Origin of the sequence: Ruegeria marisflavi (assembly GCF_025673445.1) — a bacterium.
In the GTDB taxonomy this organism is placed as follows: domain Bacteria; phylum Pseudomonadota; class Alphaproteobacteria; order Rhodobacterales; family Rhodobacteraceae; genus Ruegeria_B; species Ruegeria_B marisflavi.
Map to the genome: position 1 here is coordinate 1 of NZ_JAOVQN010000024.1, position 13,495 is coordinate 13,495.

Here is a 13,495-nt window from a genome sequence, read left to right on the forward strand (position 1 = left end):
CATCGCCGTACTCAACGGCTATACCGCGCTCGGCATACCCATCACGAAACCCGTGGGATGACTCTGTCCGGGGAAAGCGGAGCCTCGACTATCAGCCGATTTGTGCAACAGAGCCCGAAACAACAGCTGATGCGGGTGTTCGGAGCGCCCATGCAATTGAAAATAAGTGACTGAACATGATCTCAGCGAAGTAGGGGAGGATAAAGTGAGAGGCTGGACATCGACCCAAGCGGGACTCGTTGTGGCTGCTTCCTTCCGGACCTGACCAGGTTGGCGAGGCGCTCGCCCGCGCCAACCTCTCGGGGGACGATATAGGCGCGGGGCCTGAAAATAGCAAGACGCTACAGACCCAAAAGCAGGCAGAGGTATCCCGCCTCGTCCAGCCCCAGATCGATGATGTTGCGGCTTGCCAACTCGGCCAGGTGCACGCGAGCCTGCGGGCCGGTGCGCAGAATGGCTTTCCCGCCTGGTAGGGGCGCAAACCGCCAAGGTGCTGTTTCGTCTTCGATCGGGTCGCGGGGCAGCTTGCCGGACAGATAGTCGCGCAAGATGGTATGAATGGGGAGGGTCGGGAGGTTGATCCGGGGCGCGGCGTCCAGCATGTGAAACCCGCCGCCGCCGTTGGCCCTGTAGTTGTTCAGCGCCACGATGAACCGCTGATCGGCCACCACTGGCACGCCGTTGCAGGTGAGGTCACGGATTCTGTGGGCTTTGGCATTGATCACCTTGCCATAGGTGTCAAACCGGGGTGGTACCGACAGGTCGATGGCGTAGCTGAGCCCGTAGAGTACATCGAAATTGTGGCCGGGGATGGTGGGGTCCATCAGGTGTCCGGCGGGGCCCGAAGCAGTGATCGTACAGAAGAGGCCCACCGCCATTTCGAGCCAGTCGCGCAGGATTTCGCCGTTTGCCACAATCGCCCGGAGTTCGTTTGGAAACATGTGCAGATCGGCAATGTGCCGCATCAGAAGCTTGCCTGAGGGAACGTCGGTATAGTGCTGTGGGCCTGCGCGTCCGCCTGCCTTCAGCGGCGATGCCGCCGAGAGCAGGGGAAGGGCGCTTTCGGGGCTGCCATGCAGGAACGGACGCAGAGCGGCCGCCTGAGCGGCGGCGACCTTTGCCAGCGCCAGATCGGGGGCGACGAAGGAAAAGTAACTGTGCAGGGCCTGGGCCGAGAACCCGGCCGGTGTGTTTGCCGCCGCGCGCGTCTCCGCGTGAACAGTCGAAAGCCGTTTTGCAAGACCACGGGATACTGGGACATCGGCATCCGCCGCTCTGAGGGCAGCGCACGCGCCAAGCACGTGCCAATGCCCGTCCACTTCCAGATGCATGTCAAGGTCCAGCACGCCCAGATGGGTGCCGTATCGTCCGGGCATGACGACGGGTTTGCCATGGATCAGGCCGCGCGCCGCATCCACCTGTGGCCTGGGGTCCGGTGTCGGGCAGGGCAGGTGCAGATGGGTGTGACCGGCGACGATGGCGTCGATGGCCTCGATCTCGGCCAGCGGGATGACGGCATTCTCTTGTCCCGGCGCCGAATGGATCTCTCCCAGCCCGGAATGGGCCAGGACCAGGATCACGTGACACCCTCTTGCCTTGAGGTGCCGGGCGCGGGTGCGGGCAGTTCCGCGATATCCGCGATTTCGACCCGGCCGAGCAGGTGATGGGCGTCCCATTGCACCGATTGGGGTGGCAAGACCGAGATGATCCCGATGTCCAGCGGCACGTTTGTGCCGGAAACCTTCAGATGCCGCCGGAGCAGCAGGTCGTTGACCCAAGACGCGGGGCCATCCAGCCGGTGCGCGTTGCTGCATACCACCGGGCAGGACGCCTGACGGAGCGTATGGTCGAGAACCTCTAGCCCATAGTTGAAATCGTGGTTTCCAAGGCCGATGGCGTCATATCCGAGATAGTCGAAAGCCTGCATCAGTGGGTGTGGTTGGCCGGGGTGTTCGACGCACAGATCGGCCATGGGTGTACCTTGGAGGCTGTCGCCGTTGTCGACCAGAAGGGTCAGATCCAGGCCGGGTTCGGCTCGAGCCGCGTCGATGAGGGTGGCGAGCCGGGTTAGTCCTCCGGCCGGTTCGGGCCGGTCGGCGTAGTAATCGAACCCGGTCAGTTGCATATGCAGGTCCGACGTCGCGAGGATGCGAAGCTTTCGGAACGGCCTTTCCCGGCCTTGTGAGCCTGTCGTCGTGACCTGGGCGCTGCGTGTCATCGGGTCTCCGGGGGTTGTGCCAGGCAAGATGCTCTCTCTTGGGTTGAGTTGGCCAACTAGGGCACAGAAAAACTGACGAAATACAAGGGTTTGGTTGGGGCGGTTTTGTGTCAGACCTGTATCGCAATCGCGTCATACGAAGAGTTCGCGATTGAAATGGTCCGCCGCCCATGGCAGCAGTCGGCGGTGAGGGCAAAGGGAGAGCGTGACGTGAAACGGGCGGAACAGGTGACTTTTGGCGGCAGCGGGCTGAACAGGGCCGCTCATCTTAGAGGCGACGCAGCAGTAATGGCGCAGGCGACGGCCCATCCCTCGGCCCGGTGTCTGTTGGTCTGGCGCGGCAAGCTGTTGTTGCATGCGGATGGTCTGGACCGTTTGGCCTGGGTGCCCATTGACCATCCGCTGGTCACGGACGGGCCGGGCGGGGAGTCTGACATACCGATTTTTCTGGGGCTGGACGATACGGGCGCAGCGCTGTTCGCGCATGACATTTCGGGCTGGACCGCCAAGGGCCTGGATACCAGCACCGTTGGCGCCTTTGTCGACAAGTCCGAGCAACAGCATCCAGACCTGCCGGAAGGTCAGGTGTTTGCCGAGCTGCGCCGGGTGATGACGCGGCTGAGCCCGCGCGACGCCGAACTGGCCGCCACCGCCAAGGCGGTCATCGGCTGGCATTCGACGCACAAGTTTTGTGCCCGCTGCGGCGCGGCCAGCGACATGGTCCAGAGCGGCTGGCAACGTAGTTGCCCGGCCTGCGGCGGACAGCATTTCCCGCGCACCGATCCGGTCGTTATCATGCTGATCACCCATGGCAACGACGTCCTGATGGGGCGGTCGCCGGGTTGGCCCGAAGGGATGTACTCGCTGCTGGCTGGTTTCGTCGAACCCGGCGAGACGCTGGAGGCGGCGGTGCGCCGCGAGGTTCTGGAGGAGGCGGGCATACCGGTCGGGCGGGTAGGTTATCTTGCCAGTCAACCCTGGCCGTTTCCCGCATCCCTGATGTTCGGCTGCGAAGGCGAGGCGCTGGCGCGCGACATCAAGATCGATCCTGTCGAACTGGCGGATGCGATCTGGGTGGGGCGCAGCGAGATGATGCAGGTGTTTGCCGGCGATCATCCCACCATCCTGCCAGCCCGCAAGGGCGCCATCGCGCATTTCCTGTTGCAGAACTGGCTTGCGGATACGCTGGATTAAGGGGACATTCGGGCAAGAGCAGAACAAGTCAAGGTTGTCATGCAATTCGTCAGCAAAGAAGATATCGAAGCGCCGGTCGCGAACGTGTTCGCCATTCTGTCGGAGTTCGAGAGTTACGAGCGTTCTGCCATTCGAAGGGGAATCGAGGTTCAGCGCGTTGACCCGGGGGCTGCTATTGGCGCTGGCATGGCCTGGGACGCACGGTTCAACCTGCGGGGCAGGCCGCGCGAAATGCATGTTGTACTGAAGCAGTTCGAACCGCCGCAACTGATGCGGTTCGGGGGGCACAGCAAGGGGATCACCTCGATTGTGAATATCGAGTTACTAGCGCTTTCGCCGCGCCGGACGCGGGTGAGCTTTGACATCGAACTGAGTGCCAAGACTCTGTCGGCGCGCCTGTTCCTGCAATCTCTGAAACTGGCCCGCAAGAATCTGGCGCGCCGGTTCAAGCTGCGGATGGCGGAATTCGCCAAGGACGTCGAAGACCGCTGCGCCCGCTGACGTGCGCGGGGCCGGTCACGACCGTGGGCGCGCCGCCGGATAGACGCCCAGGATTTCCACATTCGTCGTGAAGTGGTTGAGCTCGTCCATCGCCAACGCCACGTTGGGATCCTCGGGATGGCCGACGATATCGGCATAGAACTGGGTGGCCGAGAACGAACCGTCCAGCATGTAGCTTTCCAGTTTGGTCATGTTGACGCCATTTGTCGCGAATCCGCCGAGTGCCTTGTAGAGCGCGGCCGGGATGCTGCGCACTTCGAAGACGAAACTGGTGATCATGCCGAAATCGCCGCGCCGCGATTCGTCGGCCTCGCGCGACATAACCAGGAACCGGGTGGTGTTGTTGTCGGTATCCTCGACATGGCGGGCGAGCACGTTCAGCCCATAGATTTCTCCGGCCAGCTCGCTGGCCAGCGCGGCATGGCTCTTGTCGCCGCGCTCGGCCACTTCGCGGGCGGCGCGGGCGTTGTCGGGGCTGACCCGGCCGGTGATTGCGTGTTTTTTCAGAAAGCCCGCGCATTGTGGCAGCAGTACCAGATGCGAATGCGCCTCGCGGATATCTTGGAGTTTCGCGCCCGGCACCCCCAAGAGGTTGATGTGAACCCGCACGAAAGCCTCGTCGATGATATGCAGGCCGCTGTGCGGCAGCAGGCGGTGGATATCGGCGACCCGGCCGTATGTCGTGTTCTCGACCGGCAGCATCGCAAGCTCGGCCTCGCCCGAACGGACCGCCTGGATCACGTCCTCGAAGGTGCGGCAGGGCAGGGCCTCCATCTCGGGGCGGGCGTTGCGGCAGGCCTCGTGGCTGTAGGCGCCGGGCTCTCCCTGGAAGGCGATGCGATGGGTCATAGGGTCGTTTCCGTGCAACAAGTTACATTTTGGGCGTTTGGTCGCGGTGTCTATACCTTGCCTCTTGCGAGGGGAAGCCTTAGACAGCCGCCCAGACAGCTGAAATGGACTCGCGATCAATGTTCGACACGATGACAGTTACCAAGGCCGCTGCCGGCCTGTTCGGCGCTTTCCTGGCGCTTCTTCTCGCCAAGTGGGCGGCCGAAACGGTCTATCATGTTGGTGGCCACGGCGACGAGCCGGCCTATGCAATCGAAGCCGCCGAAGCCGAAGAGTCGGCCGGTGAGGCAGAAACCGTGAGCTTCGAAGAACTGCTGGCCACGGCTGATGCCGAAAAAGGCGAGAAGGTCTTCAAGAAATGTGCCGCCTGCCACAAGGTGAACGGCGAGGATGCCACTGGCCCGCACCTGAACGGTGTGGTTGGCCGCGCGGTCGCCTCGGTTGCCGGTTTCGGCTACTCGGGCGCCATGCAGAGCCATGGCGGCGACTGGACCCCGGAAGCGCTGGACGCCTTCCTGACCAAGCCGTCGGCGGCCGTTCCCGGGACTTCGATGAGCTTCTCGGGCCTGGGCAAGATCGGCGACCGGGTCAACCTGATCGCCTATCTGCAAAGCACCGGCGGCTGAGCCGGACGCATAACCCTGACAGATCAAGGGCCGCTGCCGGAGCGCAGCGGCCTTTTTCGTTTGGCGGGGCTGACTTCACGAACGGTTCACCTAATCTAAACTTGCAAGTCCCCTTGCGGGGCCATTAGCTATCGGAAACAAGATTGGCAGCCGTGCCAACCCAACCCGAAGGAAGAGCCCGATGAAATCCCCCCGCGCCGCGACGCGTGCCCGAGCATTGGATATCCGGCCAGGCGTGATGATGCTGATTGCAGGGATCGTCCTGTTGGCGCTGGCCGGTCTGGCCCGCGCCGAAGAGACGATCATCAAGAGCTATGGGTTTTCAGAGTTCGGCGATCTCAAGTATCCCGAGGGATTTGCGCATTTCGATTACGTCAATCCCGATGCGCCCAAGGGTGGCGAGCTGAGCTATGCCGCGATCGGGACATTCGATAACCTGAACCCGTTCACCCGTAAGGGGCGCGCGGCGGCGCGCTCGGCGGATCAGTACGAATCCCTGCTGACGCCGTCTTATGATGAACCGGCGTCGTATTATGGGCTGGTGGCCGAAAGCCTAGAATACCCCGAAAGTCAGGATTGGGTGATCTTCAACATCCGGCCCGAGGCGCGGTTCTCCGATGGCACACCGATCACCGCCGAGGATGTGGTGTTCAGCCACGAGATCCTGCTGGAACAGGGACTGAAATCTTATGCCGAGGCAGTCAGGAAACGCATTCCCAAGGCCGAGGCGTTGGACACGTATCGGGTGAAATTCTATTTCGCCCCCGACATCCCGCGCCGGGCGCTGATCACCCAGGTCGGCGGAACGCCGATCTTTTCCAAGGCCTGGTTCATGGCCGATCCCGAGAAACGCCGCCTGGACGAGCCGCGGCTTGAACAGGGGATCGGCTCGGCGCCCTATGTGCTGGAGAGCTTCGACATTAACAGGCGCGTCATCTATCGCCGCAATCCCGATTACTGGGGCGCGCATCTGAACGTGAATGTCGGGCGCAACAATTACGACAGTATCCGCGTCGAGTATTACACCGACACCATCGCCGCGATGGAGGGGTTCAAGGCCGGGAACTATACGCTGCGGCAAGAGAACAACTCGAAAAGCTGGGCCACCGCCTATGACTTCCCGGCCATCGAAAAGGGCCATGTGGTCAAGGCAGAGCTGTTTGATGGCGACGTGCCCAGTGCCAGCGGATTTGTGATCAACATGGACCGGCCGCAGTTTCAGGATATCCGCGTGCGAGCGGCGGTGCAGTTGGCGTTCAACTTTGAATGGACCAACGAAAGCCTGCAATATGGCCTGTTCCAGCAGCGGCATTCCTTCTGGCAGGGCACGCCGCTGGAAGCGACCGGGCTGCCCGAGGGCCGCGAGCGCGAGGTGCTGGAGGCGCTGGGGGATGCGCTGGATCCCGCGGTGTTGACCGAAGAGCCGGTAAGCGCCCACAGTTCCAGCCCAGACCGCCAGAACGACCGCAAGAACCTGCGCCGTGCAATGAAGCTGTTGGACGGGGCGGGGTGGGCCGTCGGCGGTGATGGCATCCGGCGCAATGCGGCGGGTGAAACGCTGAAGATCGAGTTCCTGTCCGACGAGCCGACGCTGGACCGGATCATTCAGCCGTTTGTCGATAACCTCAAGGTCATGGGCATCGACGCCCGTTACAACCGCGTCGATGACGCGCAATTCACGCTGCGCCGGCGCGACAGGGACTTCGACATGATCATGGGTGGCTACCCGATGTCGCTGCAACCTTCGACCGGGCTTTACCAGCAGTTCGGCGCCGAGGCGGCGGCCTATTCCGTGTTCAACCCCTCGGGCGTGCACGGGCCGGATATCGAGCCGCTGATCGACGGGATTGTCGCGGCCAAGACCACCGAAGAGTTGCAGGCCAACGTTCGGGCGCTGGACCGGGTTCTGCGGGCCAAGCGGATCATGGTGCCGACCTGGTACCTGGGCAAATACTGGGTAGCCTATTGGGACATGTATTCCTACCCCGAGAATCTGCCACCCTATGCGCTGGGCATCGAGGACCTGTGGTGGGTCGACGCCGACCGTGCGGCAGCGCTGAAATCCTCGGGCGCGTTGAGGTAAGCAGGCTTTATGGGCGCCTATATCCTCAGACGATTGCTGCTGGTGATCCCGACATTGCTTGGGATCATGCTGGTGAACTTCGTGCTGGTGCAGTTTGTGCCGGGTGGTCCGGTGGATCAGGCCATTGCGCAATTGCAGGGCGGCGGCGACGTGTTCGAAAGCTTTGCCGGGCAGGGCAACGATGCGCAGCTGAACACCCAGACCAACGCGGTCAACGACCGCTATATCGGTGCACGGGGCCTACCGCCCGAGTTCATCAAGGAGTTGGAAGAGCTATACGGTCTCGACAAGCCGGCGCATGAACGGTTCCTGCTGATGCTTTGGAACTATCTGAACCTCGATTTCGGCGAGAGTTATTTCCGCAAGATCGACGTTGTCGATCTGGTGCTGGAGAAGATGCCGGTGTCGATCACGCTGGGCCTGTGGTCGACGCTCATTGCCTATGCCATCTCGATCCCGTTGGGCATCCGCAAGGCGGTGCGCGACGGGTCACGGTTTGATACCTGGACCAGCGGGCTGATCATCGCGGCCTATGCGATCCCGGGGTTCCTGTTCGCCATTCTGCTTTTGGTGCTGTTCGCCGGGGGTAGCTATTGGCAGATCTTCCCGCTGCGCGGCCTGACATCGGACGATTTTGCCGATCTGTCGCTGATCGGCAAGGTGCTGGACTACCTCTGGCACATCGCGTTGCCGCTGACCGCCTATACCATCGGCGCCTTTACTACGCTGACGCTGCTGACCAAGAACAGCTTTCTCGACGAGATCAAGAAGCAATACGTGATCACCGCCCGCGCCAAGGGGCTGAGCGAAAGCCGGGTGCTGTATGGCCACGTATTCCGCAACGCGATGCTGATCGTGATCTCGGGCTTTCCGGCGGTGTTCCTTTCGGTGTTCCTGGGTGGTTCGCTGATCATCGAGACGATCTTTTCGCTCGACGGTCTGGGGCGGCTGGGGTTCGAGGCGACGGTGGCACGCGATTATCCGGTGATGTTCGGCACGCTCTTTGTCTTTGGCCTGATTGGCCTGTTGATTGGCATCCTTTCGGACCTGACCTATGTGCTGGTCGATCCCCGGATCGACTTTGAGCGGCGGGAGGGCTGAGCCATGCGCCTGTCGCCCCTGAACCAGCGCCGCTGGAACAACTTTTGCCGGAACCGCCGCGCCTTCTGGTCGCTGATCCTATTTTCGATCCTGTTCGGGGTCTCACTGTTTGCCGAGTTCCTGGCCAATGACAAACCGATCCTCGTCAGCTATCGCGGCGAGTTGCGGATGCCGATCTTTTCCTTCTATCCCGAAACGGCCTTTGGCGGCGATTTCGAGACCGAGGCGATCTATCGCGATCCAGAGGTGCAGTGCCTGATTGTCAGCGGCGGTACGGATGCGTGTTTCGACGATCCCGAAGGTATCATCGAAGAGATCGAGGCGGGTACCTATCAGGCCGAGGATTTCCACCAGGGCTGGGCGATATGGCCGCCGATCCCCTATTCCTATCGCACCACGGTGGACCGGCCCGGCGCGGCACCGCTGCCGCCCAACGGGCAGAACTGGCTGGGCACCGATGACACCAAGCGGGACGTGGTGGCGCGGGTGATCTACGGATTCCGCCTGTCGATCCTGTTCGCACTGATCGTTACCGCCGCCTCCAGCATCATCGGGGTGATTGCGGGGGCGATGCAGGGGTTCTTTGGCGGCAAGCTGGATCTGGTGATGCAGCGGGTGATCGAGATCTGGGGGGCCACGCCGGGACTATACGTGATCATCATCATGTTCTCGATATTCCAGCGCAGTTTCTGGATGCTGGTGATCATCTCGATCATTTTCGGCTGGACCGCGCTGGTGGGGGTTGTACGGGCCGAGTTCCTGCGCGCGCGCAACCTGGAATACGTGCGCGCGGCACGGGCCCTGGGCGTCAGTGACTGGACCATCATGTTCCGCCACATGCTGCCCAACGCGATGGTGGCCACGGTCACCATCCTGCCGTTCCTGGTCACTGGGTCGATCGGCGGGCTGGCCTCGCTCGACTTTCTGGGCTTTGGCCTTCCGTCCTCGGCCCCGTCGCTCGGTGAGTTGACTTTGCAGGCGAAACAGAACCTGCAAGCGCCCTGGCTGGCCTTTACCGCATTTTTCACCTTTGCCATCATGCTGTCGCTCTTGGTCTTCATCTTCGAAGGCGTGCGCGATGCCTTTGACCCCAGAAAGACCTTTTCATGAGCGCGCTTCTAGAGGTCAAAGGGCTGAAAGTGTCGTTCCGGCAGGATGGCCGGATCAGCCAGGCGGTGCGCGGAGTTTCGTTCTCGGTCAACCGGGGCGAGACGGTGGCGCTGGTGGGAGAAAGCGGCTCGGGCAAGTCGGTGTCGGCGCTCTCGACCGTGTCGCTGTTGGGTGACAGCGCGATTGTCGAAGGTTCCGTCACTTATGACGGGAAGGAGATGATCGGCGCCAACGAACAGCAGTTGATGGATGTGCGCGGCAACGACATCAGCTTTATCTTTCAGGAGCCGATGACCTCGCTCAACCCGCTGCACACGATCCAGAAGCAGATGGCGGAATCGCTGGCGCTGCATCAGGGGTTGGCGGGCGAGGCGGCGCGGGCGCGTATTCTGGAACTGCTGGTCAAGGTTGGTATCCGCGACCCCGAAACCCGGCTCGATGCCTATCCGCATCAGTTGAGCGGCGGTCAGCGGCAGCGGGTGATGATCGCGATGGCGCTGGCCAACAAGCCCGACATCCTTATCGCGGACGAACCGACCACGGCGCTGGATGTCACCATCCAGGCGCAGATCCTGGAACTGCTGGCGGATTTGCAGAAATCCGAGAACATGGGGATGCTGTTCATCACCCATGATCTGGGCATCGTGCGGCGGATCGCCGACCGGGTCTGTGTGATGAAAGCGGGCGAAATCGTGGAAACCGGCCCGACCGCCGAGATATTTGCGAACCCCCGGCACCCCTATACCCGCAAGCTCCTGGCGGCGGAGCCTTCGGGCAGGCCGGACCCTGTTTCGGACCGGGCCGAAGAGATCGTGCAGACCCGGAACCTGCGTGTCTGGTTCCCGATCCAGCGCGGGTTCCTGAAACGGACCGTGGGCCATGTAAAGGCGGTGAACGACGCCTCGATCTCTGTCCGTGCCGGTGAGACGCTGGGGATCGTGGGCGAAAGCGGGTCGGGCAAGACCACGCTGGCGCTGGCCATCATGCGGCTGATCGGGTCCGAGGGCGGCATCACCTTTCGCGGTGAGGATGTGCGCGGCTGGTCCACGCGCGAACTGCGCCGTCTGCGCAAGGATATGCAGATTGTTTTCCAGGATCCGTTCGGCAGCCTGAGCCCGCGCATGACCTGCGCCCAGATCATTTCCGAGGGATTGGGCATTCACAAGGTGGACCCGCAGCGCGCGCCGCGCGAACTGGTGACCGAGGTGATGCAGGAGGTAGGGCTGGATCCGGCGTCGATGGACCGCTATCCGCACGAGTTTTCCGGCGGCCAGCGCCAGCGGATCGCCATCGCGCGGGCAATGGTGCTGCGGCCCAAGCTCTTGGTGCTGGACGAACCGACCAGCGCGCTGGACATGACGGTGCAGGTGCAGATCGTGGAATTGCTGCGCGCGTTGCAGCGCAAGTACGGGCTGGCCTATCTGTTCATTAGCCATGACCTGAAAGTCGTGCGGGCGATGTCTCACAAGGTTGTCGTCATGCGACAGGGCGATGTGATCGAAACCGGCGAGACCGAGGCTTTGTTCGAGAACGCCCAGACCGAGTACACCCGCACCTTGATCGCGGCGGCGGGCTGACGGCCGAAAGGCCCGGAGGGTTTCCGGGCCTTTGCAACTGTTTCACGTCATCCGGCGGCGGCGCGTTCCTTTGCCGATTTCGGCACCGGGCCCCGCAATTCCTCATAATGGTCAAAGCCCAGTTTCACCCAGGCGGTGCCACGGGTTGAACTGGCCAGCGAGCGATGCAGCTCGTCCTCGGCCACTGCTGGCAGCAGCGCGTTGAAGACCTCCCATCCGGCGGCGCTGGGATGCGCTTCGAACCCGAGAACCTGGCCCTGAAGCGAACTGATCGTTGGCACCAGATCACCGACAAAGGTGGACGGCAGGTGGATCTCAGCGCGCAGGACAGGTTGCAGCACCACCGGTTTCGCCATCGGCAGCGCCTCGCGCACGGCCGCCTTGCCCGCCGTGCGGAAGGCATAGTCGGAACTGTCCACCGCGTGGTGCTTGCCGTCTTTCAGCGTCACCTTCACATCGACAACCTTGAACCCTTCGGGACCTTGGGCCAGCGCATCCTCGGCCCCTTGCGCCACGGAAGGGATGTAGTTCTTGGGCACCGCGCCGCCCTTGACCACCTCGTCGAACTGGAACCCGCTGCCGCGCGGCAGCGGTTCGAGCGAGATCTGGACATCGGCAAACTGGCCCGCCCCGCCCGATTGCTTGCGGTGCCGGTGATGGTGATCCACCGGTTTCTGGATGGTTTCGCGATAGGCGGTCTCGACTGGTTCGGCGATGACCTCGACCCCGAAATCCTCGGCCAGCTTGGCCGATACGCGGCGCAGATGCTGCGGCCCCTGGCAGCCCAGAATGGAATGTCCGGTCGCCTCGTCGATGCTGAGGTGCAGGCCGGGGTCGATCTCGTCCATCCGGGCCAGCGCCGATGACAGCCGGGCATCGTCGCGTTCGTGTGCGGGGGTGATGAGTTGCCGGTGGCTGGGCGGGTGGCTGCGCGCCCAATGCGGCAGCTCGGTCGCCCCGCTGCTGTCATAGATATTGCCCGGTGACAGGTGATCGGACTTCACGGCAAGACCGATCTGCCCGGCCTCCAGCGCGCCAATTTGGGTGCGCGCGTCCAGATCGGTGAGGCTGCCGACGGTTTCGCCCCCCAGGAGTTCGTGGGCCTTGACGCCGTCTCCGAGGCCGCGCAGCACCACGATCTTGCCGATATGTTTCTTGACATCGGCAAAGCCCGCGATGGCGCGGGCCTTTTCGCCGGCCTCGTCCCGCCCGGCGGCGATGTCGAACTGCGGTGCTTCATGGCGGAGCGCCTTCATCACCCGGGTCAGCCCGTTGCCGTGACTGGCCGCCCCAAGGTAGGCGGGGATCAGCTGGTGATTTTGCAGGACCTTGGCGGCCAGATCGTAGATTTCGGCGCTGGGCGGCTGCTTGTCCTCGATCAGTTGTTCGAGCAGGTGATCATCGTAGTCCGACAGCGCCTCGAGCAGTTCGGCGCGCGCCTCCTGTTCCCGTTCGACGGCCGAGCCGGGCATTTCGATCAGGGCGGAGGGCTGGCCCTCGCGGTATTGCCAGGCGCGTTCCGAGATCAGATCCACCGCGCCCACGATCTGGTCGCCCTCGCGGATGGGCACCTGGCGCAGGGTGATGTGATGGCTGCAATAGCCTTGCAAAGCGGCCACGATATCGCGAATCCGTCCATTGGGATTGTCCATCCGGTTGATGAACAGGATTGCGGGAATGCCGGCCTCTTCGACCAGTCGCAGATAGGGTGCGCAGAGCACAGCGGCATCCGGATCGGGCGGCACCACGATCACCGCAGCATCGGAAATTGCCATGGCGGGGCCGACAAAGGCCAGCGCATCGCCGCCCCCGTCCACTTCAATCGCGCACCAGGGCTCATCCAGGTAAGAAAAACCGTGCAAGTGCACGGTCCCGGATACATCGAATGTTGTGGGGCGGCTGTCGAGGCGACTGATGGCCTCGACCAGGGTGGACTTGCCCGATTGGGTGGGTCCGAGAACGGTGAAAACGCGCATTGGGGCTGTCCCTTTTCTTGCTGCAATACTGTCTGCTGCGGAATCAAGGCTATGGCGAACGATGCTACGTCCGCTTGCCTGTATCGGGTGTCGCCTGCCTCACGGCGAGATCCCTTAAGCGCATCTGCGTGACTGCATCGCCAGGGTTTCCCGCCTTGGTACGAGTGTGGGAAATCAGGGCTTTGTACGTCAAGTCCCTTGGTGAAAATGAAGGCGGGATCTTGCAAGACCCCGCCCGCTCTGACCCGGCTCCCCCTCCG

11 protein-coding genes and 1 other RNA gene are annotated in these 13,495 nt (G+C 62.6%); 7 read left to right on the plus strand and 5 right to left on the minus strand.

Features of this window, described 5'->3' with window-relative positions; genetic code table 11:
* Positions 1–203 precede the first annotated feature (203 nt).
* From ffs to OEZ49_RS19120, 3 genes are all read right to left on the minus strand, one after another.
* Positions 204–302: signal recognition particle sRNA small type (gene ffs, locus OEZ49_RS19110), an RNA gene on the minus strand.
* A 39-nt stretch (positions 303–341) separates the two neighbouring features.
* Entirely contained in the window at positions 342–1,580 is a 1,239-nt protein-coding gene (locus OEZ49_RS19115; protein ID WP_263389793.1) for a 5'-nucleotidase C-terminal domain-containing protein, read from the minus strand.
* A complete protein-coding gene (locus OEZ49_RS19120) occupies positions 1,577–2,218 on the minus strand; it encodes a metallophosphoesterase (protein WP_263389794.1) in 642 nt (213 codons plus the stop codon). The genes OEZ49_RS19115 and OEZ49_RS19120 overlap by 4 nt, the downstream gene beginning before the upstream one ends.
* Before the next feature lie 210 nt (positions 2,219–2,428).
* Between OEZ49_RS19120 and nudC the strand changes: the two genes are divergently transcribed.
* Entirely contained in the window at positions 2,429–3,412 is a 984-nt protein-coding gene (gene nudC, locus OEZ49_RS19125; RefSeq protein WP_263389795.1) for an NAD(+) diphosphatase, read from the plus strand.
* Positions 3,413–3,451: 39 nt separating this feature from the next.
* Positions 3,452–3,913 carry an SRPBCC family protein gene (locus OEZ49_RS19130; protein WP_263389796.1) on the plus strand — a complete coding sequence of 154 codons (462 nt, stop codon included), beginning with the start codon at positions 3,452–3,454 and terminating at the stop codon, positions 3,911–3,913.
* 15 nt (positions 3,914–3,928) lie between these two features.
* Here OEZ49_RS19130 and OEZ49_RS19135 read toward each other — a convergent pair whose 3' ends face one another.
* Positions 3,929–4,762 carry a prephenate dehydratase gene (locus tag OEZ49_RS19135; RefSeq protein ID WP_164131663.1) on the minus strand — a complete coding sequence of 278 codons (834 nt, stop codon included), beginning with the start codon at positions 4,760–4,762 and terminating at the stop codon, positions 3,929–3,931.
* 119 nt (positions 4,763–4,881) lie between these two features.
* Here OEZ49_RS19135 and OEZ49_RS19140 point away from each other — a divergent pair, with 119 nt between their 5' ends.
* From OEZ49_RS19140 to OEZ49_RS19160, 5 genes are all read left to right on the plus strand, one after another.
* Entirely contained in the window at positions 4,882–5,388 is a 507-nt protein-coding gene (locus OEZ49_RS19140; RefSeq protein WP_263389830.1) for a c-type cytochrome, read from the plus strand.
* A gap of 181 nt (positions 5,389–5,569) precedes the next feature.
* Positions 5,570–7,471 carry an extracellular solute-binding protein gene (locus OEZ49_RS19145; RefSeq protein ID WP_263389797.1) on the plus strand — a complete coding sequence of 634 codons (1,902 nt, stop codon included), beginning with the start codon at positions 5,570–5,572 and terminating at the stop codon, positions 7,469–7,471.
* A 9-nt stretch (positions 7,472–7,480) separates the two neighbouring features.
* Positions 7,481–8,572 carry a microcin C ABC transporter permease YejB gene (locus OEZ49_RS19150; protein WP_164131665.1) on the plus strand — a complete coding sequence of 364 codons (1,092 nt, stop codon included), beginning with the start codon at positions 7,481–7,483 and terminating at the stop codon, positions 8,570–8,572.
* Positions 8,573–8,575: 3 nt separating this feature from the next.
* The gene (locus OEZ49_RS19155; RefSeq protein WP_164131666.1) at positions 8,576–9,682 is read left to right on the plus strand and encodes an ABC transporter permease; all 1,107 of its coding nucleotides are present in this window, start codon (positions 8,576–8,578) and stop codon (positions 9,680–9,682) included.
* Positions 9,679–11,259, plus strand: a complete 1,581-nt coding sequence (locus OEZ49_RS19160; RefSeq protein WP_263389798.1) for an ABC transporter ATP-binding protein — start codon at positions 9,679–9,681, stop codon at positions 11,257–11,259. Before OEZ49_RS19155 ends, OEZ49_RS19160 begins: the two co-directional genes overlap by 4 nt.
* A 47-nt stretch (positions 11,260–11,306) precedes the next feature.
* Here the strand turns inward: OEZ49_RS19160 and OEZ49_RS19165 are convergent, their stop codons facing one another.
* Positions 11,307–13,235, minus strand: a complete 1,929-nt coding sequence (locus tag OEZ49_RS19165) for an elongation factor G (protein WP_263389799.1) — start codon at positions 13,233–13,235, stop codon at positions 11,307–11,309.
* Positions 13,236–13,495 lie beyond the last annotated feature (260 nt).